The sequence below is a fragment of the Candidatus Rickettsia kotlanii genome (assembly GCA_030295365.1).
GTDB classification, from domain to species: Bacteria; Pseudomonadota; Alphaproteobacteria; order Rickettsiales; family Rickettsiaceae; genus Rickettsia; species Rickettsia kotlanii.
Genome location: AP027062.1, coordinates 977,438 through 997,337, shown reverse-complemented (window position 1 = coordinate 997,337; position 19,900 = coordinate 977,438). Strand labels below are relative to the sequence as shown.

Sequence of the window (19,900 nt, the reverse complement as noted above, 5' to 3'; positions counted from 1 at the left end):
GCTATCTGAGTATATTATTTAGCCTCTGCTTTTGGCGTCCATCTCAATGAATACCTCTTCCCATGAACCGGTAGTCGCTGCTTTTGAATATTCAGTTGCTCTATTTTCAAAAAAGTTCGCATGTTCGACTCCGTTTAGCATTTCATCAAGCCAAGGAAGGGGGTTATGATTTACCAAATATACATCTTTGAGTCCTAGCTGCATTAAACGACGGTCGGCAATATAACGAATATATTGTCTTACTTCATATGCCGTTAATCCCTCAATACCGCCAACTTCAAAAGCAAGTTCAATAAAGGCATCTTCAAAATGTACAATAGTCGTACAAGCTTCATAAATACGTTTACGTAAAGTTTCTGTCCAAACTTCAGGGTTCTCTCTTACAAAAGTCTTAAACAGAGTAATAATTGAATTAGTATGAAGTGTTTCATCACGCACTGACCAAGCAATAATCTGTCCCATACCTTTCATTTTATTAAAACGAGGGAAATTAAGCATGATCGCAAAAGAAGCAAATAGCTGTAATCCTTCAGTAAAAGCCCCAAATACTGCGAGTGTAGTTGCTATATCTTCTTTGGCATCCACTCCGAATTGCTGCATATAATCATACTTGTCTTTCATTTCCTTATATTTAAGAAATGCTGAATATTCTACTTCCGGCATACCTACAGTATCAAGTAAATGTGAATATGCCGCGATATGTACTGTTTCCATATTAGAAAATGCTGATAACATCATTAATATTTCAGTCGGTTTAAATACTCGTGAATAATGCTTCATATAGCAATTATTCACTTCAATATCTGCCTGTGTAAAAAAACGAAATATTTGTGTTAATAGATGTTTTTCCCCTGGAGTTAAGTTATATTTCCAATCTTTAACATCATCGGCAAGCGGTACTTCTTCCGGTAGCCAATGAATTTTTTGTTGAGTATGCCAAGCTTCATATGCCCATGGATATGAAAACGGTTTATAAATTGGACTTGCATCAAGTAGCGACATAATTTTTCTTCTTTTAATTTTTCTATTTCTTCTTTTGAAAGCTTAGTATATTTAATTATTTCCTCTATCAGTTCATTATCCGCTAACATTTCTTTTACTATTTCAATACCCTCAGCTTCCCCCCTCATTATATTTACTTTTTTGATTTAACTCTTTCATTTGAGTAGAAAGCATCGCTTTAATATAATTATCTATATTCTGCTTCGCTTCAGTTAAATTATTCAATAGTTTTATAAACTGATAATGCTGTTTTCATCTTTTATATGTTGCGGGGGTTCTTTTGTTCTATCGAATTTAGCCATCATATATAACCAATCATCTTCTCAGCTTTCTAACTCATCTGCTTCTTTTTCTTATTTATCTAATTCAACAAATACGTAAGACAAACATTTAAGTTGATGCATATTGCCAGAGTTATCTCTAACTTTTACGTCTACTATATTCCTTTTATTTCGCCCTAAATCCGGCGCTTGTTCGTTTGAAATATATTCAAGGTCAACAATCTTCAACTCTTCCATAATATTATTGAGAAAGCTTAGTCACCTTGTTTTATCCGTCAATTTTTTAAATGCTACATCATTTATTGGGTCTAAATATTCTAAATATCTTTGCGTAATTATATTATACTTACTGACAAGCTAAGCATTCTTCGTAGTTATCGGCTTCTGCTAACTTATCGTTTTGTTCTTCTAAATCTTTAAAATCGGCCTTTAATACGTCATGCGAGACCTTATCGGCTCGCTGTATTGATGTCGATCTACAGTAATATAAACTTTTTACTCCTTGTGTCCAGGCTTTAAAATGAATATTATTTAAATATTTCTTACTAACATTTCCCCGTAAAAAGATGTTTAAAGATTGTGCCTGCGTAATGTAAGGAGTACGATCGCTTGCCAGTTCAATTAGCCAATTCTGATCAATTTCGTAAGCGGTTTTGAAAACCTGTTTTTCTTCTTCAGATAAAAATGTTAAATGTTGTACTGATCCTTCATGTGTTGCAATCGAAGACCAAACTTGATCATTATTAAATCCTTTCTCCTCTAATAACTTTTCTAAATGTTTGTTACGCACGTTAAAAGAACCGGTTAAAGTCTTTTGTACAAAGCTATTAGCGGCAAACGGCTCTATTCCGGGTGAGGCATTACCTGCTATTACCGAAATTGAAGCGGTAGGTGCTATTGCGGTTTTATTGCTAAATCGTTCATTACTTCCTGCATCTAGAGCATCAGGACATGCTCCTTTTTCTTTACCAATTTCTATTGAGGCTTTATCAGTTTCAGCAGATATATATTCAAATATTTTTTTATTCCAAACTTTTGCCATAACCGATTCTATCGGTATTTTTTTTATTTGCAAAAATGAGTGGAAGCCCATTACACCAAGTCCAACGCTTCGCTCACGTAAAGCCGAATATTTAGCTCTTGCCATAGTATCCGGTGCTTTATTAATAAAGTCTTCTAAAACATTATCAAGGAACAACATAATAGAATGGATAAATTCTTTATCATCTTTCCACTCTTCGTAATACTCTAAATTTAAAGAGGAAAGGCAGCAAACAGCAGTTCTTGACTTTCCTAGATGGTCAATTCCCGTCGGCAATGTAATCTCGCTACAAAGATTAGACATTTTAACTTGAAGCCCTAATTTTTTATGATGTTCAGGGATAGATTTATTAACACTATCGATAAATAACAAGTAAGGCTCACCTGTTTCTATTCTAGTAGTTAATAACTTAACCCATAAATCTCTTGCTCTAACTTTATTTACGACTTTTTTGGTAGCAGGACTAACAAGATCAAAATCCGTATTGTTTTCAACTGCTTTCATAAATTCATCGGTTATAGCTATACCGTGATGAATATTAAGAGCTTTACGGTTAACATCCCCACCTGTCGGACGTCTTATATCGATAAATTCTTCAATTTCAGGGTGATTAATAGGCAAATATACAGCCGATGAACCTCGTCTAATAGAACCTTGCGAAATAGCAAGAGTCATAGAATCCATTACTTTAATAAACGGTATAATACCGGATGAATGACCTTTATCACGAATCCCTTCATTAATAGCACGAACATTACCCCAATAACTGCCAATCCCGCCACCGCGTGCAGCAAGCCAAACATTTTCTATCCATAAATTTACTATATCGTCTAAGCTATCATCGGTTTCATTCAAGAAGCATGAAATAGGAAGCCCCCTATCCGTTCCGCCGTTACTTAAGATTGGTGTTGCTGGCATAAACCACATTTTACTCATATATTCATATAACTTCTGAGCATGCTGTTTATTTTCGGCATAATAACTAGAAACTCTTGCAAATAAATCTTGAAAATCCTCACCTTTCATAAGATATCGATCTCGCAGAATAGCTTTACCGAAAGGAGTAAGTAAATTGTTATGGTTGTTATTTATAGTTATTTGAAATTTATTTTTTTTAAGCGTGTTCATTATAGGTACTAAGGGGGTTGTAGGCATTATTTATAATGCTTATTTTGAAAAAATGACACCATATTCAGTGTATAGAATCTTCACCTAAGTAGACACGAGAATAATAATTTATTCAATATAAATATTTATTTTTTTTTGAGATTTTTTGCTTGACACAAATCACTTGCGATTACTAATATAGAATAGTTTTTAAAATATTATACTTTCTTAAGGCACAAGCAGTCTTATCTTGTGGAAGTAAGGCAATGTTGCGTGGTGCCTGGTTACATTTTCGTGTAGACATAAGTTTAAGGATCAATTCTATCTATGTCATCTCATGATCAAGTTACAGCATAACAGAAAAAAAACTGATCCATGCAATAAGACCTTATCTATGCAGGAATAACGTTAAAGATATTCTCCATCATTCGTATTAAGACCTATCGCTGTAACCTCATCCTTATATTCAACAATAAACGATGCAACAAACGTGGTGTGTCGGCTACTGCACAGGTTATCCAGTTAAACGTTGGATCTTTTAATTCCGCTCTTATTTCTTCATTAGTGTAGCATTTACCCAATCTGTATCATCTGTACGCCCACTATTAAGAATATGCCTATCTAGTGGTAGCGGTTCCCCTGTTTCATTCAGTTTCCACTCTTCATCTATTAGCTTCTTATCTACACAAACTTGTTTCATTGTGTAAAGCTGGAATATTATTCGACCATGTTTTGGAGTTAGTTGATTGTGTTATTCTTCATTTTTCATAAATTTAACCTTTATTTAAGTTAAAAATATTAAGTAACTACCAAATACTAAATGTAGTTATAGTAATATAAAACTTAAATTGTTTTTGATATTATAATAAAAATATAACTTCATAATACCGGACAGCAATGTCTAGCACCCTAGGAGTCAATCCATGCAAGCAACAAAGTTAGAATCTAGGCTGAAGAATTTTGATTTTAAAGATTTTTTATTATATAGCTCTATGGCTGGGTTACGGTAATAGTGTCTTGAAACGTGCCGGTAGCAGCAAGAGGTTGTGACGGCAGGTGTGCATATACGGTATAGTTTTTTGTGACCGGTTCAAGACCTAGTGTATAGCTATCGGTAAATGTTACTACAGTACTACTATTACCGAGGATTTGAGTAAAACCAGCATACCGGTATCTTTATACAAATAATAATTCAGCTTACGTATCCCATTAATCATATTTCTTGGGTTATAAATATTAGCAGCTCTCGTACTAAAAGTTATGGTATAGCTAACAAGTAGTGATAATAAAGCACTATAAGTAACGGAAGTTGTGCTAACGGCACCGACATTAAAACTACCGGAATTTACGGTTAAAACTGACGAATTACATGTTGCAAGTAACGCCATAGCATTGCCTGATATAATCATGTTGATTAATAATATTATTATTGATTTCTTGACATTGCTTAAAAAGTATTTGTCATACCGTGGCTATGACCACGGCATGACAACGGAGCGTTTTTTAGTCCACACAGGAGTAACAATAAGACCTTCGTTTGCATATTACTTCGCCTAAATCAATTACAGGGTTATTTATATCTCTATTAACCGGTACACTAAAATGACAGCATTTATTATTCTCCTCATTCTCGTCACAAATAGAATCGTTTAATACTTCAAGATCTTTAATATCATTATTATATATATCTTACTGTCATAGCCTACAAATATTTCTCCATCTATACTCACGTACTATCAAATGGAATCAAATGTTTATTACTATCAAATACTGTCATTTCAATGCTTTTAATTATTTTAATATTAAAGTCTAATAATATCACTGATTTTGTTTTTGGAGCAAATTTCAAAGCAATTTCTGCAAACTCTGTATTAAGAGGTAGATTTTCATCGTCTAGTCTTATTTTGGAAGGAACATATGGTGTTAAGTTAGGTACAAGCATTTTACCTTTATCATCGGTATCACCCGCTAATAGATTATTATAAACTCCGATATTCTTTAAACTATTTACTTTAATCAAAGTAAGATCTCCGTTAGGTCTTGTCGCATAATAGCTTTTATCAATAGAGAAAATTCCTCCTTTGATATTAAACTGTTTCATTATTGCGGTATCATTTTTCTGCAGATAAACTCCAATATCATTATTTTTACCGTTACGGTTAACTTGTACATTGTAATTTGTAGCTTTAGCTTTGATCAGATTAGCATTATATCCCCATCCCATATTTGAAGTAATTGGCAAGGAAACACCAAGTTACTTCGTATGATATTTATTTTGATATAAATCGGTACCTATAGTAAAACTTAAGAAACCTTTTTTAGTAATATTTCTTTGATAAGTTGATGATAATATATATTTGAGCGTTTACCTTTTTGTATTGTGTTATTTACGACAAAAGATTAAAAATTAACACTTATATTACCAAAATCAGTATTACCGCAGCTATGAAATCTGATAATTGAAACTTGAGAAAATTTTATCGGGATAGTGATATACGTCCTGATAATTACTATTAATATCAAAATATTCCGATTCATAAGTATAGCCGCGATTAATTCTTTGAGAGCAACCGAAATTTTGATATTATTTGCAGTTGAAATATCTATAATGCTAAAATTTCTGATTTTTAAATTATTAGTTACCACTACTGCTTCATGATTTTTTAAAAATTCAAAATGTCCGCCGCTTGTTAAATAATCATTCATACCAAGCATATAATCAGTATTTAGAACTAAATATTTATCAGCATTGTTATATATAGTAAAATCTTGTCTTTGAAAAGCTGCTTCGTAAGAGAAATGTGAAAGCCCGGGACGTAATAAACTCGGTGATGCCATAATAAGGAATAGTAATTGTCTGAACTTTACCGATTATATCTTGCGTTTTAACTATTAAATTAACCTCTACCGGTGATAACCGGAATATTGGTTATATCAAAATCCCCCATATGAGCTTTAGCATTATATATAGGTATACTATTTAAAAATATCTCTATACTGCTTGGAAGTTCTGATTTTTCCCCAAAATCCAGTAACGTATAGGTAACTAAATTCGGTCTAACTGCAAAATTAGTAGCATACTGAATACCGGCAAATCTAGTTGAATTAGATCAAGAAGATACTTTAATTATGCTATCCCCCCTACCTGCCAATTAGTAATCTTATCCATATTCTCATATGTCCAACAATTTGTGTCTAAATGTGTAAATTTATTTTGGTTTTTTATTTGTGATTTTAGAAAAATTTGATTTAACGGCTTCAGTTTGAAATAAGAAACTATAACTATATACACCGTTGTCAGTGCAATAATTGAGTTCCTCTACTCTGGTTAAATAATTAATATCATCATTTGGACTAAGAGTCACATCATAGTTTAAATATACCCCACTAATAAGTTTAGTATCGACGTTCTTTATAGGACCACCCAAAGCATCAAATGATTGAGTTTGCATTTTTCCCGCTGGAAAAGTAATATTTAAATCTAAATTCTCAAAGTTTAAATCATCTTTAGTACCCTCAAGCAAATCTAAATTAATATATGCAGTATCATGATAATTCACTAAACCCTGCTTAAGATAATCTTCTTGAACATCAAAATGTTCTATATCTTCAAGAGGAATTATTTCGGTATAAAAAAATAATACCTATAAAACTGATATTATTGTATTCAAAAAGCACATTGCTTTAATTTATTTAGTTTTAAAGATTTTTAACCTGATATTGTTATAGGTATACTATGCTGGATAACAAGATCTACGTTGGAGGTAACACTATTCTCTAACTTCACTCTACGAGGTAATTCTTTTATAAAAATTCTATAGTCTTTTGCTTTAGTAGAATAATTCTGTGTGTTTTTTAAAGCTACCCGTATCAATTGTATTTTACCATCATTAAGGTAAATGTTACCGGAGTGGCCACTAAATCTTTAGTTTCTTTATATTCTTCTATACCATTTTTATATGTACGCTTTAAAAGAATTAATTGAAACTTTTTAGGCGCATAATCATTATTCCGTCATAGCTGCTATTCTATTATCTTTGTTTATCTCTATATTGACAGGTACGATAGTAACACTAGCAAAAGAATTAAAAGTCAATAATATAGATAGGATAAGTAGAAATCTTAAAAAATATTTTTTCATAATATCAATATGCTACGGTTACTGTAATTGTATCATTATAAGTATCGGAAGATCCTTGAGGTATTTTGCCATATATTGTGAGTGTTTGATCTAGTCCTGTGCCCATTACCCAGTCACTTGATTGATTCCCCCAATTCTGCGTTCTCTCTGCATTGGAGTAAAGATTATAAAGTAAATAACTAGTAGTGTTAACAAGACCAATCATTTTACGGATACCAGTTGTAGCAGCAGGTGCAGTACCGACATTTGATGAAACAGTATAATTAGTACCGAAAGTACACTTTATGATAATTGTATTTGTTTGCAGAGCATCGACAGTTGGAACATATGTACCGAAAGCTAAAGGAGTAGCTGTAACTATACAAGACGGTAAAACCGTCGCACTAACAAGAACAAAAGCATTAGTGGAGGATGCAAAACTATTGCTCGTACTTATAGTTAAGATAATAAAACCGATAATATTTCGTAGAATCTTAATTTGCATAATTTATTATAAAAATAATTAATTATTAATCTTTTACAAAGTTTAACGCTTTTACAAGGCTAGTTTAAGAAATGGTTATATTTAAATATGAATTGATGATATTTTTCTCACAGAATTTATTTTGGTTTTAAATTTTATTTTTTACATTAAAATATTATAAATATAACCCAAATTAGCTAATTGACCACTTTATTTGACTATTATAGTATAATAACTTTTATTTTTTGCAGGTTATTAAATGACTATTAAAATAGCAATAAGTCAATTTAAATCTTATTACCTTGCAATAATAGAAAAATTACAAACAGATAAAGAATCGATTATAATTACCAAAAGAGATAGGGAAGTAGCACAAATGTTACCTATAAATACTAAAAAATCTCATTATTCGGTATGCTAAAAAACAAAGACGAGATAAAAGCCGATATATTAGAACCCGTAGAAGAAAAGTGGAATGCAGCACAACCTTTAAATGCATCTCGTCTAGTATAATATCCAACAGTTTTTAAAAATCCCCCTGCGAAAGTGTTGGATTTCTATAAATATACTCACATAACCATTGATTATTCTCTCAATATCCAATAAAATCCTTTTTAAAATTTAAATATAAAAAGTATGTATAATTATGTATAATACTGATATTGTAATAATAGGTGCTGGTCCGGTTGGATTATTTGCAGTTTTTCAAGCAGGAATGCTTGGCATGAAATGTCATGTTATTGATGCACAAGAAGTTGTCGGCGGTCAGTGTATTGCCCTATATCCTGAAAAGCCTATTTGCGATATACCGGCATATCCTAAAATTTTAGCAGAAGAGCTAATAAAACAGTTAGAACTTCAAGCAGCTCCTTTTAACCCTATATATCATTTAAATCAGCAAGCTATAGAGCTAAGTAAACAAGATGATTTTTTTGAAATTAAAACCTCAAAAAACACTCTTATTAAAAGCAAAGTTATTATTATTGCAGCAGGAGCAGGTTCATTTGGTCCAAACAAACCGCCCCTTGCGAATATTGAAGATTTTGAAAGTAAGTCGGTTTTTTATTTCATCAATGATAAAAGCAAATTTGCAGGTAAAAATATAGTTATAGCAGGCGGCGGGGATTCGGCTGTTGACTGGGCTATTTCTCTTTCAGATATTGCAAATAAAATATATTTAGTACATAGGCGGGATAAATTTACGGCAGCTCCTGAAAGCGTAAGGCAATTAAGGCATATTGCAGAAACCGATAAAATCGAGTTAGTAACTGGTTATCAATTAAATGCTTTAGATGGCAATAATAGTGAACTTCAATCGGTTATAGTTAAAGATTTACAAAATAATACTCGCAAATTGGATGCCAATATATTACTACCTTTTTTTGGTTTAAAACAAGATTTGGGTAGCTTAGCAAATTGGGGTTTAAATGTTAAGTTTCACCATATTGAAGTAGACTCTTCCTATTATCAAACTAATATAGAAGGTATTTACGCCATTGGCGATGTTGCTCATTATGTCGGTAAGCTTAAGCTGATCCTTACGGGTTTTGCTGAAGCGGCAAGCAGTCTTCATCATGCTTATAGTAGAGTATTTGAAGGCAAGGCTCTACATTTTGAGTATTCTACTACCAAATATAGGAAAAAAAAGTAAGAGCGTTACTAAATAAGACGTTAAAATTGAACGGAGACAAAAATAAAAGAGTGAATAATATAATTGACGGTAAAGCATTAGCCAATGAGATACTAGCAGACTTAAAGCTAGAAATTCAAGAACTTACAAGCCAAACCAACACTTCACCGAAGCTTGCTATAGTTTTAGTAGGAGATAATCTGGCAAGCATTGTTTACGTAAGAAACAAAATAAAAAATGCACATAAAGTAGGAATTTATACTTTATTAGTAAATCTATCTACTACTATTCATACTAATGATTTAATATCAAAAATCAATGAGTTAAACCTTGATAACGAGATTTCAGGAATTATAGTTCAACTTCCTTTGCCAAGCTCTATAGATCAAAATAAAATTTTATCGGCAATATCGCCTTCTAAAGATATCGATGGTTTTCACCCTTTAAATGTCGGTTACTTACATAACGGGATTAGTCAAGGCTTTGTTCCTTGCACTGCTCTTGGTTGTCTTGCAGCTATAAAAAAATACGAACCTAATTTAACCGGTAAAAACATTGTAATTATTGGACGCTCAAATATAGTAGGAAAACCTTTAAGTGCTTTACTGTTAAAAGAAAATTGCAGCGTTACTATTTGTCATTCTAAGACATGCAATTTAAGCTCTATTACTTCTAAAGCCGATATTGTCGTTGCTGCAATAGGCTCACCTTTAAAATTAACTGCAGAATATTTTAATCCTGAATCTATAGTAATTGATGTAGGCATTAATAGAATTAGCGGCAATAAAATTATCGGTGATGTTGATTTTGAAAATGTTCAGTCTAAAGTAAAATATATTACTCCTGTCCCAGGCGGCATCGGACCGATGACTATTGCGTTTTTACTTAAAAATACGGTTAAGGCATTTAAGGATTCCTTATCTTGATCGGTTAAATATCTAAATATCTAACAAATTTTGCAGGGGGATCCAATCCATAATTCTTAAGATTTAATTATCTTCTTTGGCGGGATAAGACTTCCTGCCGCAATAAAAGCATATTCTTCTATTACTGCATAATCCATTATCGTAGCACTCATACCGATAAAAGCATTATTATGTATTGTACGAGAGATGACCGATAGTTATATTATCACCGATTTCACCGATCCGTTAAATCTTGAAGTATGAATTACACTACCGTCTTGTACATTAGTTAGTATTATTTCCTATTTTTATCGATTCTTGGCGTAACTCCTTTGTAAGGGATAATGAGCATTAATTATAATCTACCCAAGAAATATTACCGTCTTTACGATAATAAACTACATTGATACGATCATTATTTATATTTTTAAATACTACTGCGGGTAAATCTTCTAAATCCATTTTCATTACCGCTTCTTTTACTGATAATTTTAATATTTCTACAGGCTTTTCAGCGATAATTACCGGATTATCATTATCTTCGGCGTTAGAGGTTTCACTATCAAATTGCGGATTAATAATATATTTGGTACCTTCGTAAGCAATTTCTGATATTTTTACTTTACCCGCATGATGATTTTTGAATTTTGATTTATATTTTCTAAGCTGTTTTTCTAGTTTTGACATAGCTTTATCAAAAGCTACATACATATCGCTACAACTATCATTACTTTTGACTATATTATGTTTACCTGAGCCATATTTTACTATAATATCACATTTAAAGTTAATTCCCTCTTTTGAAAAATGTATATCTATATTTATTATATCGGTAAAATATTTTTTAACGACTTGCGTAACCCTCTCTTTTGAATATTCTTGTAAATTATTACCGATAGAAATATGTTGACCTGAAACTGAAATAATCATAAATAACCTTTATAATCTGAAATAATTAACTGTATAAGCGTTACTAAGTAACACCTATACAATTAATTTATATTTAGAGTAATTTCAAGTTTTATTGCAAATTAATTTATTTAAACTTTAGCCTTAGAGTTTAGGACGCTTATCCTTATTTTGTTACGATTTAATTAGTTTTTTAGCAGTCTTTCTTACATAATTAGTTCTAAGCAGGTAGCATTAAAATTTTCATTATTTTCAAAAAGTCATTTTTTAGCGTTATATTCTGCTTTTGTTACCTCTTTCTTGTTAGAAGTATTAAGTTTGCCTGCATAATAATAGCACTTCTAAGAGCAATATCGGGGGTATAGGATATAAAGTTTAATACGCTCAAAAGGAGTAGTTAATTTAATGACATATGGTTTAGTCATATCAAATCTCGTAAGGTTTTGTTAATATAAATGTAACCAATAGGTTTTTCTTTTTTAACAAAGTCCTTAAAAAGTATAATCATTTTCAAGGCTTCAACTAGCAGTGACTGATTTGGATTAATAGAGATATCTAGTAATTATAGTATTAGGAATAAGTATAAAATCGAAACGTTAGGTTCTGTATATTTTTTGATAAAATACGATTTTTACTCTTGCAGGAATAGAAGAATTGTTATATACATTGTTATCTTTATATATACTCAAATGATTTCAAGAATTGAATTTTATTTTGAGAGATGACCACCCACAGCCTATACTTAAATAGATGAGGATGCAATCCTTGATAAAATGAAAGAGCAATTCTTAAAAACAGAAGGGTATATAAGGGGGTGTAGCTCAGTTGGTTAGAGCATCTGCCTGTCACGCAGAAGGTCGCGGGTTCGAGTCCCGTCACTCTCGCCAAGCCCTTTCAGGGTTTCGGGATTTCCCGTCGTTTTCTAAAAAATTCATATACTCCTCTTATTCACCTTTTGTTTTAATTGTTATATTAAACTCTTTTAAATTCCAAATTTTAAATATTATAAAAAACTAACTTTGTATATTCCTTAAAGCAGCCTCAACTCATTTATTTACACTTTTAGTTAAATTTCTATTGTGTCCTTAAACTTCTTATTATAGATTCTATCTATAAGCTCATTTTTAACAAAAAATTAAAAAATATAATTACGCTTAGATGGTTTCAGCCCTCAAATCAAGAATTAATAAGAACTAAAATATCGCAGAAGCACAAAAATTAATTGCCGCAATGGATATTACTGAATTAAGTAAAAGATATTTATATTAGCAGGACTATTTGCAGCATCCGTACCTATATTTTGAGTTACATTACCGTCACCTATAAAATTCAATGTACCGCCTACACCGCCGGTGCTAAGTATTGCTTCATTTGCTCCTACGCTACCTGTTACCGTTCTATCACCTGCAAATATTAACTTACCACACATTATTATTAATAAATTTAAGAGGACCGAAATTAGGAGTAAGACCTACTGTTGCACTAAGAGCACCTATTGATACTTTGCTTTATCTGCCGATATTTTAATTCTAAGCCCTCCAACCGCTATTTGAATAATATTGCCGTTATTAAATACTCCTTCCTACAAGACCGACACCGATACTCAAGCTTACGCTACCAAGATTAGGAATTGTTGCTTAGAGCTAGTGAATAATGTTTCGTATAATGATGCCGTTGCTAAAAATTTTCTTAATATTTTTGATTCTTTCATTAATATTAACCCCAATCAATACATTTAATTAATAATTTGTAACAATTTTTTTTACAACAATAAAATAGAAGCAGATAGAGCTAGATTCAGAAAGCTTTAGACAAGATGAATTGACGACCGAGCCTGTGGAACGCATAAAAGTACGTGAGCAAAGGCGAATGTCAGAAAATTCATTTGTATCAAGCTTTCTGAACGACGCTGCACCAAAAAAATATTGTTACTTGGTAGTGTAGAAATTTAATTATGTATTTAGAATTAAGTTAAAGGAAATTCTCAATAAAAGTTGGAAAGCAAAAAATAAACTAAGATGTTTTGTCTTTTATTATAGGCATGGATTTTACTACCTCGGATAAGCCGCTTTGAGTAGCTGCCGCAGTAGTAGCAGCATTACTGTATCACCCCCACGGGGTCCAAAAAACAATAAAAAATACTAAAAGTATTAGTATTTTTAACTGGATCCCGTGGTCAAGCCACGGGATGACAGAGGTGAAATTGATCCACGCAACAATATAGTCGATTCAGCCCAATTTGGCGAGCTCAAGATAGTCATAAGCAAGAAAAATCACATTTTGATTGAAAAGCCAAAAAGAATTACTTTACTATAGCTTACATTAATTTAATATATGATATTTTGACTATTAACAAATCTCTATTTATTTATTGGTGTTCCTACCAAAGCATGCTTAAGTACTTGATCAATATTTGATACAGATATAATTTCTAGGCTTTCTTTTATACTCGGCGGTATATCTTTCAAATCTTTGACATTCTCTTCAGGAATCAACACAGTTTTAATACCTCCCCTACTTGCAGCAAGTAACTTTTCTTTAAGACCACCTATAGGTAAAACATTACCTCTTAAAGTAATTTCACCGGTCATTGCTACAGTACGATGTACGGGTCTTTTAGTCATCAATGAAACAATAGTCGTAAATAAAGCACAGCCGGCAGACGGTCCATCTTTTGAAATAGCTCCGGCCGGTACGTGAATGTGAATATCAAAATCCTTATAATTGTCGTACTTTAATCCAAAATTTGTTGCTCTGCTTCTAAAACAACTATAGGCAGCCATTGCCGATTCTTTCATAATATCACCGAGTTTTCCGGTGGTCTTTATTTCACCTTTCCCTGGAAATGCTAAAGCCTCTATAGTTAAAAGCTCTCCACCTACTTCAGTGTAAGCAAGTCCCGTAGTACTTCCTATTTGATCTTCTTTCTCGGCAAGCCCGAAATTATATTTCTTAACTCCTAAAAATTCTTCAAGATTATTACTATCTATGGCAATACGCTTAACACTTTTATCTGTTAAAATCTGCTTTAATGCTTTTCTAGTTAATGCCCCTATTTCACGTTCTAAAGCTCTTACACCTGATTCCTTGGTATAATATCTAATTAAATCCAAAATTGCCGTCTCGGATATAGTAATTTCATCTTTTTTAATTTTATGCATTTTAAATTGTTTTGGAACTAAATAATTCCTTGCAATTTGGAGTTTTGCTTCCTCTACATAACCGGAAATATATATTTTTTCCATTCTATCACTTAAAGCTCTAGGTAAATCATGAGAGTTAGCAGTAGCAATAAATATTACATTTGATAGATCATATTCTACTTCTAGATAATGATCAACAAAGTGACTATTCTGCTCAGGGTCTAATACCTCAAGCAATGCGGATGCCGGATCACCTCTAAAATCAGCACTCATTTTATCAATTTCATCAAGCAGCATTACAGGATTACTAGTCTTAACTTTCTTAAGTTGACCTAAAATTTTACCGGGCATTGATCCAAGGTAAGTTTTTCTATGCCCTCTGATTTCTGCTTCGTCTCTAACACCGCCGAGCGCAATTTTAGTATATTTTCTACCCATTCCCTCGGCAATAGATTTTACAAGTGAAGTTTTACCGACCCCTGGCGGACCTATTAAACATAATATAGGTCCTCTAATTTTACTTGAACGCTGTAATACCGCTAAATATTCTATAATTCGTTCTTTAACTTTTTCGAGTCCAAAATGGTCACGATTTAAAATTTCCTCTGCTTGGTTAATATCTATTTTGCTATTATCATACTTACCCCAAGGCAGGCTAAGCAATATCTCAAGATAGTTACGCGTTACTCCCGACTCCGCTGACATTTGGTTCATGGTACGGAGTTTCTTAAGTTCAGCCTCAGCTTTTTCTTTTGCTTCTTTTGATAATTTTAAACTTTTAATTTTTTTCTCAATATCGGCAAGTTCTGATTTATCCTCATCAAGCTCTTTTTGAATAGCTTTCATTTGTTCGTGCAGATAATAATCACGCTGCGTTTTTTCGATTTGCTTTCTTACTCTTTGCTGCAATGCCTGCTCGGTTTCTGAATTTACTATATTGGAAGTAAGCGTATTAATAACCGTAGTGATACGCTTAAAAGGACTAGTTTCTTCTAATAAATGCTGCTTTGCCTCAAGTGAAGTTATCAAATGTGAGGCTAATATATTTATAATATCTATGAAATTAGTGCTATTACTTATTTCTTTATTGATAGTTTCAATAATTTCTGCATTAACTTTTTTATCATTAATCGCATATTTACTAAATAGTTGTACGGCATTATCAACGAGTGAACGCATGTTATTAACGTCAAATATTTCTTCATCCGGAATAATTTCATAATTTGCTTCAAAAGCTTCCTCGCCTTTGATATTGCTTAGCTTTACTCTTGCTACTGCTTCTATTAAGATTTTTGCCGTATTACTAGGCAGCTTCACTATTTGGATAATCTTGGCAAGTATAGCTGTGTTATAAAGTTCGTGTGTACTGGGGTTTTCTTGATCAAATTTTTTCTGTAAAGTTACTAAAATATATTTACTATTATCTTCCTTGGAAATGGTAGTATGAGAGAGTGCTTGCAGCGATTTTTGCCTACCCACAAAAATAGGAGCAATTACTCCCGGGAATACTACCATATCTCTCAGTGCCATTAACGGAAGGGATTTTTTATTCATCAATTAAAACCTTTTAAAATTTCTAATTATTAACTATATAATATAGTATCAACCTGATTTCAAGCTACCATTATTAATTATATTTATGAATTTATTACTACAACCTCCTCAAAATGTAGCAGCCGCACATAATAGAATAAAACAATATCTACATTTAACTCCGATCATTCACTCTGAAAGCTTAAATGAAATGCTCGGTCATGAGATTTTTTTTAAGGTTGAATCATTACAAAAAACCGGCGCATTTAAAGTTAGAGGTGTGTTAAATCATTTATTAGAATTAAAAGAGCAAGGAAAACTACCTGATAAAATAGTTGGTTATAGTACGGGTAACCATGGAATCGGTCTTGCTTATGCGAGTAAATTATTCGGTATTAAAACAAGGATTTATTTACCGTTAAATACTTCAAAAGTAAAACAGCAAGCAGCTCTTTATTACGGCGGTGAAGTTATATATACATATTCTCGACAAGAAGCGGAAGAAAAAGCAAAAGAAGATGAAAAGCAAGGATTTTACTATATGCATCCTTCCGATAGTGATTCTACAATAGCAGGAGCAGGCACGTTATGCTACGAAGCATTACAGCAGCTAGGTTTTAGTCCTGATGCTATTTTTGCCTCTTGCGGCGGCGGTGGTTTAATTTCCGGCGCATATCTTGCCAAGGAATTAATATCACCGACAAGCTTGTTAATAGGTTCAGAACCTTTAAATGCCAATGATGCTTATTTATCTGTTAAAGATAATAAAACATATAGATTTAACTATGCTCCGAATACTATTGCGGACGGTCTTAAAACCTTGAGTATATCAGCTCGTACATTTGAATATCTGAAAAAACTTGATGATTTTTATTTAGCAGAAGAATACGAAATATATTACTGGACAGCGTGGCTTATTCATTTACTTAAAGTAATATGCGAACCGTCAAGTAGTATAAACATGGTTTCAGTGGTAAATTTTTTAAAAACACAATCCAAACCTCAAAAATTACTAGTACTAATCTCAGGTGGTAATATCGACCCTATTCTTTATAATAAATTATGGAAAGAGGAGTATTTAAGCATCTCACCTAAATCTTTATGTTCTGATGTCATTTCTGCGAAAGTAGCAATCTAGTAACCCTCAATGTCATCCCGCGACTTGATCGCGGTATCTTAGGACTCAGCTGATGATACAAGCCCGGGGCGACAATAAAAAATCTAGATTCTCGCTTTCGCGGGAATGACATAGAAGCAATGTAACAAAGTCTCCTCACAATGATGAAGTTATATTAAAATTTACCCCTTTTCTTCCTACTGCTTCCTGATTTTTAGTAGAAGTATTAGGAGTGATTTGCGGAAGTTTTATATTAGAACTTCTTAGTTTTTTTGAATCTTCAAATATGTTTTTATCAAATGCTATTGGATTGATTTTTCTGAGTTCTGCTAAATTTAAATTATTAAGTTGTCGCGGTTGAATTATAATAGACTCACCCGTAACAGGAATTAAATTTTTAAATTCAGGATTAGTTGCTACTTTATCTTTATTTTCATTTAAAAATTTTGTTAGACCTGCAGTAATTTCAGGATTTGTTAAAGCGTTTGAAAAGATTTTATCATTAATTGTCTTCGCTACATATCCATCACTCAGAGTAATATATTTATCTACAACTTTTCCTAATCTTTCTTCCAAATAGTTTCTACCTGTAAATATCTGCTTAAATTTTTCCCATAAAGAAGTACCTATATCATTAATATCTTTTAATTCAGTGGCTATTTTAGTACTATTCTCAGTTAGATAAGTAGCATCTAACTTATTTAATTCCCTTATTATTTTATTAGGATTCTTTATGCCTGATGAGTTAGTAAGGATAATAGTTTGTTCTAATTGCTTACTAATTTTATTATTTTTTTCTAATCTATTACTAATCTGCTGCACCGTATAAGTGGCGGCCTTTTGTAATTCCTCAAATTCCACTTGAGATAATTGATTTACTCTTGGGATAAACTGCTTACTATCTTTATTAAATTTCTGGTTTTTATCTCCTTGAATAATAAATTTTTCATATTTCTCAAGTTTGTCTGGAGTGTTTTTAGGATCTTGTTTTAAGATTTCTATAGCTTGATCTTTTACAGCCTGTGCATATTGCTCTTTAGGTATAGACTTTCCGCTTACGGCTATTAATGCTTCTTTAGTTGCTCTTATAGGATTGGCAAAGATTTCTTCTTCATTTTCTATACCCATCAATGATAATTCATCAAAAGGTCCTCCTTTATTTAGAGGAAGTACAAAACCCTTAAGTGCTGCTTCAGTCCTTGCGACATCAAACTTTAGCTTATCTGCTAAACTAGGTACTAGTTTTATATCTTGTCCTAAATTGATATGCAAGTTATCTACTAATTTCTGTATATCTTTATTTTCTACAACTTCACTAATAACTTTACTGGCAAGTACTTCAAGCGTACTAGTGATATATTCTTCAGATTGTAAATATTGTTGAATAGGATCGGGAGTAACAATATTTTTATTCAAAGTATCTAATCTACTATTTACGTTTTTTATATCAACTATTTTATCTTTTACTGCAACCAATATCTCAGTCACTTCATCATTTTTTTTAATAGTATCATCTATATTAGTTATAATCCCTGCCATATAATACTCATTATTAAGTTATTTGATATAATGAACTAAATTATCAAACTTTTTAAAAATTCGCAACTACATTATCATATAAATCACTACTTACTATGCCCTGACTGTTGCCCACTCTCTCTACTTTTATTAAGGTTTTCAACATGAGATATTAGGGGTTGATATAGAAGATTTATAGCCTTGGGGTATTGTTTTATTTTGCTTTACAATATTTGGTGCTTGTTTTTCTCTTTGTAGTTCTTCCGACAAATTTTTCGTTTCTACATGTAGACTATTACTTTTTGCAAAGTTAGCAAATGCTTTATCTATATTTTTTTGAGCATAATCCTGCTACTATTCTTTGCCATAGCTTAGGTTTGGTTACTCTTTGTAATTCTAATGCTATACTTTCTCCCCATCCGTGTTTCTTAAATATCCAGGATTTAACTCTGGTAATACTTTTTTAGTACTGTTAACAATTATAGGATTGCTGCTCTCAAGTAATAGGGTAAAATTCTTGATAATTTCTTTACCTTGCTCTATCATTTTTTCAGGCGGTAGTTTACTTATCGCTGGTAATAAAGTTTTAATTATATTAGGCTCATTTACTCCTAACTCATTAATAGACGATAAAGCTTTTGCTTCTTTTTCATCTGTTTGAAAAGTAATTTTAAAAAATTCAGCCATCTTTAATGCTGCTTGTGTTAATGCTTTTACTTATTTTGGATCATTAATTTGCTCTTGTTGATCAAGTTTAGGGGTAGTGTTTTTAGTAAGAAATTTTCTGTGGTTACCTGATGTTGTTTCCGAAACATTTTCTTTAAGATTATCTAATGTTTTATCTATTAATTTCTCTCTATATTGTTCTTTAGATATTTTTTGGTTAGCTAATTCTAACATAGCTTTTTCTAATGGTTTTTTATCCATCACTTCATCTTCGCTTAAGCCATTACGCTTTTCGTCGTTCATCTGCTCTACTTGAGACTCACTTAAATCTATGGCAAAGCCTTTTAAAGCATCTACATGTTTAGCATTTGCAACGCTATATTTTCCTTTTTCCTCTTCCGACGAAATTAATTTAGTTACTTCATCATGAGTGTTATATATAG

The 19,900-nt window shown here is 32.0% G+C and carries 17 protein-coding genes, 1 tRNA gene and 5 pseudogenes; 5 read left to right on the top strand and 18 right to left on the bottom strand.

Annotated features, from left to right (window positions below; translation table 11 throughout):
- Positions 1-18: 18 nt before the first annotated feature.
- From QUD19_RS05455 to QUD19_RS05410, 10 genes and pseudogenes are all read right to left on the bottom strand, one after another.
- Positions 19-1,002: a ribonucleotide-diphosphate reductase subunit beta gene (locus QUD19_RS05455; RefSeq protein ID WP_498807843.1), complete on the bottom strand. Its 984-nt coding sequence runs from the start codon at positions 1,000-1,002 to the stop codon at positions 19-21.
- Positions 1,003-1,629: 627 nt separating this feature from the next.
- Positions 1,630-3,453: a ribonucleoside-diphosphate reductase subunit alpha gene (locus QUD19_RS05450; RefSeq protein WP_498808690.1), complete on the bottom strand. Its 1,824-nt coding sequence runs from the start codon at positions 3,451-3,453 to the stop codon at positions 1,630-1,632.
- 419 nt (positions 3,454-3,872) lie between these two features.
- A pseudogene (locus QUD19_RS05445) lies at positions 3,873-4,132 on the bottom strand (hypothetical protein).
- A gap of 216 nt (positions 4,133-4,348) precedes the next feature.
- Positions 4,349-4,820 (bottom strand): annotated as a pseudogene (locus tag QUD19_RS05440) (spore coat protein U domain-containing protein).
- A gap of 338 nt (positions 4,821-5,158) precedes the next feature.
- Complete coding sequence (locus tag QUD19_RS05435; protein WP_498807842.1) at positions 5,159-5,656, bottom strand: fimbria/pilus outer membrane usher protein; 498 nt, start codon at positions 5,654-5,656, stop codon at positions 5,159-5,161.
- A 176-nt stretch (positions 5,657-5,832) separates the two neighbouring features.
- Positions 5,833-6,270, bottom strand: a complete 438-nt coding sequence (locus tag QUD19_RS05430; protein WP_498807841.1) for a hypothetical protein — start codon at positions 6,268-6,270, stop codon at positions 5,833-5,835.
- A gap of 371 nt (positions 6,271-6,641) precedes the next feature.
- Entirely contained in the window at positions 6,642-6,884 is a 243-nt protein-coding gene (locus tag QUD19_RS05425; protein ID WP_498807839.1) for a hypothetical protein, read from the bottom strand.
- Positions 6,845-7,055, bottom strand: a pseudogene (locus QUD19_RS05420) (hypothetical protein); the annotation flags it as partial. The pseudogene QUD19_RS05420 and the gene QUD19_RS05425, both read right to left, overlap by 40 nt.
- 383 nt (positions 7,056-7,438) lie before the next feature.
- Positions 7,439-7,573 (bottom strand): hypothetical protein, encoded by a 135-nt coding sequence (locus tag QUD19_RS05415; RefSeq protein ID WP_498807837.1) that lies wholly within the window; start codon positions 7,571-7,573, stop codon positions 7,439-7,441.
- Between the two features lie 4 nt (positions 7,574-7,577).
- Entirely contained in the window at positions 7,578-8,057 is a 480-nt protein-coding gene (locus tag QUD19_RS05410) for a Csu type fimbrial protein (RefSeq protein ID WP_498807835.1), read from the bottom strand.
- 238 nt (positions 8,058-8,295) lie between these two features.
- Between QUD19_RS05410 and QUD19_RS05405 the strand changes: the two genes are divergently transcribed.
- From QUD19_RS05405 to folD, 3 genes are all read left to right on the top strand, one after another.
- On the top strand, positions 8,296-8,457 hold the full coding sequence (locus QUD19_RS05405) for a type II toxin-antitoxin system Phd/YefM family antitoxin (protein WP_498807833.1): 162 nt from the start codon (positions 8,296-8,298) through the stop codon (positions 8,455-8,457).
- 225 nt (positions 8,458-8,682) lie between these two features.
- Positions 8,683-9,687 carry an NAD(P)/FAD-dependent oxidoreductase gene (locus QUD19_RS05400; RefSeq protein WP_498807831.1) on the top strand — a complete coding sequence of 335 codons (1,005 nt, stop codon included), beginning with the start codon at positions 8,683-8,685 and terminating at the stop codon, positions 9,685-9,687.
- Positions 9,688-9,737: 50 nt separating this feature from the next.
- Positions 9,738-10,592 carry a bifunctional methylenetetrahydrofolate dehydrogenase/methenyltetrahydrofolate cyclohydrolase FolD gene (folD, locus tag QUD19_RS05395; protein ID WP_498807829.1) on the top strand — a complete coding sequence of 285 codons (855 nt, stop codon included), beginning with the start codon at positions 9,738-9,740 and terminating at the stop codon, positions 10,590-10,592.
- A 59-nt stretch (positions 10,593-10,651) separates the two neighbouring features.
- On the opposite strand, the pseudogene QUD19_RS05390 reads toward folD, so the two are convergent.
- The 3 genes and pseudogenes from QUD19_RS05390 to QUD19_RS05380 form a co-directional block, all read right to left on the bottom strand.
- Positions 10,652-10,889 (bottom strand): annotated as a pseudogene (locus tag QUD19_RS05390) (LbetaH domain-containing protein); the annotation flags it as partial.
- 33 nt (positions 10,890-10,922) lie between these two features.
- A complete protein-coding gene (gene hpf / locus QUD19_RS05385) occupies positions 10,923-11,501 on the bottom strand; it encodes a ribosome hibernation-promoting factor, HPF/YfiA family (protein WP_498807827.1) in 579 nt (192 codons plus the stop codon).
- Between the two features lie 153 nt (positions 11,502-11,654).
- Positions 11,655-11,905, bottom strand: a pseudogene (locus QUD19_RS05380) (hypothetical protein).
- Between the two features lie 385 nt (positions 11,906-12,290).
- On the opposite strand from QUD19_RS05380, the gene QUD19_RS05375 reads away from it, so the two are divergent.
- Positions 12,291-12,367, top strand: a tRNA-Asp gene (locus QUD19_RS05375).
- Between the two features lie 350 nt (positions 12,368-12,717).
- Here the strand turns inward: QUD19_RS05375 and QUD19_RS05370 are convergent.
- Positions 12,718-12,909 (bottom strand): hypothetical protein, encoded by a 192-nt coding sequence (locus tag QUD19_RS05370; RefSeq protein WP_498807825.1) that lies wholly within the window; start codon positions 12,907-12,909, stop codon positions 12,718-12,720.
- A 931-nt stretch (positions 12,910-13,840) separates the two neighbouring features.
- On the bottom strand, positions 13,841-16,177 hold the full coding sequence (gene lon / locus QUD19_RS05365; protein ID WP_498807823.1) for an endopeptidase La: 2,337 nt from the start codon (positions 16,175-16,177) through the stop codon (positions 13,841-13,843).
- 85 nt (positions 16,178-16,262) lie between these two features.
- Between lon and QUD19_RS05360 the strand changes: the two genes are divergently transcribed.
- Positions 16,263-17,294 (top strand): serine/threonine dehydratase, encoded by a 1,032-nt coding sequence (locus QUD19_RS05360; RefSeq protein ID WP_498807822.1) that lies wholly within the window; start codon positions 16,263-16,265, stop codon positions 17,292-17,294.
- 135 nt (positions 17,295-17,429) lie between these two features.
- On the opposite strand, the gene QUD19_RS05355 is transcribed toward QUD19_RS05360, so the two are convergent.
- The 3 genes from QUD19_RS05355 to QUD19_RS05345 all read right to left on the bottom strand — a co-directional run bounded on the left by QUD19_RS05355 (position 17,430) and on the right by QUD19_RS05345 (position 19,760).
- Positions 17,430-18,812, bottom strand: coding sequence for a hypothetical protein (locus QUD19_RS05355; RefSeq protein WP_498807820.1), 1,383 nt, complete (start codon positions 18,810-18,812; stop codon positions 17,430-17,432).
- Positions 18,813-19,193: 381 nt separating this feature from the next.
- A complete protein-coding gene (locus QUD19_RS05350; protein WP_498807818.1) occupies positions 19,194-19,478 on the bottom strand; it encodes a hypothetical protein in 285 nt (94 codons plus the stop codon).
- A gap of 30 nt (positions 19,479-19,508) precedes the next feature.
- Positions 19,509-19,760, bottom strand: a complete 252-nt coding sequence (locus QUD19_RS05345; RefSeq protein ID WP_498807816.1) for a hypothetical protein — start codon at positions 19,758-19,760, stop codon at positions 19,509-19,511.
- Positions 19,761-19,900: the final 140 nt, after the last annotated feature.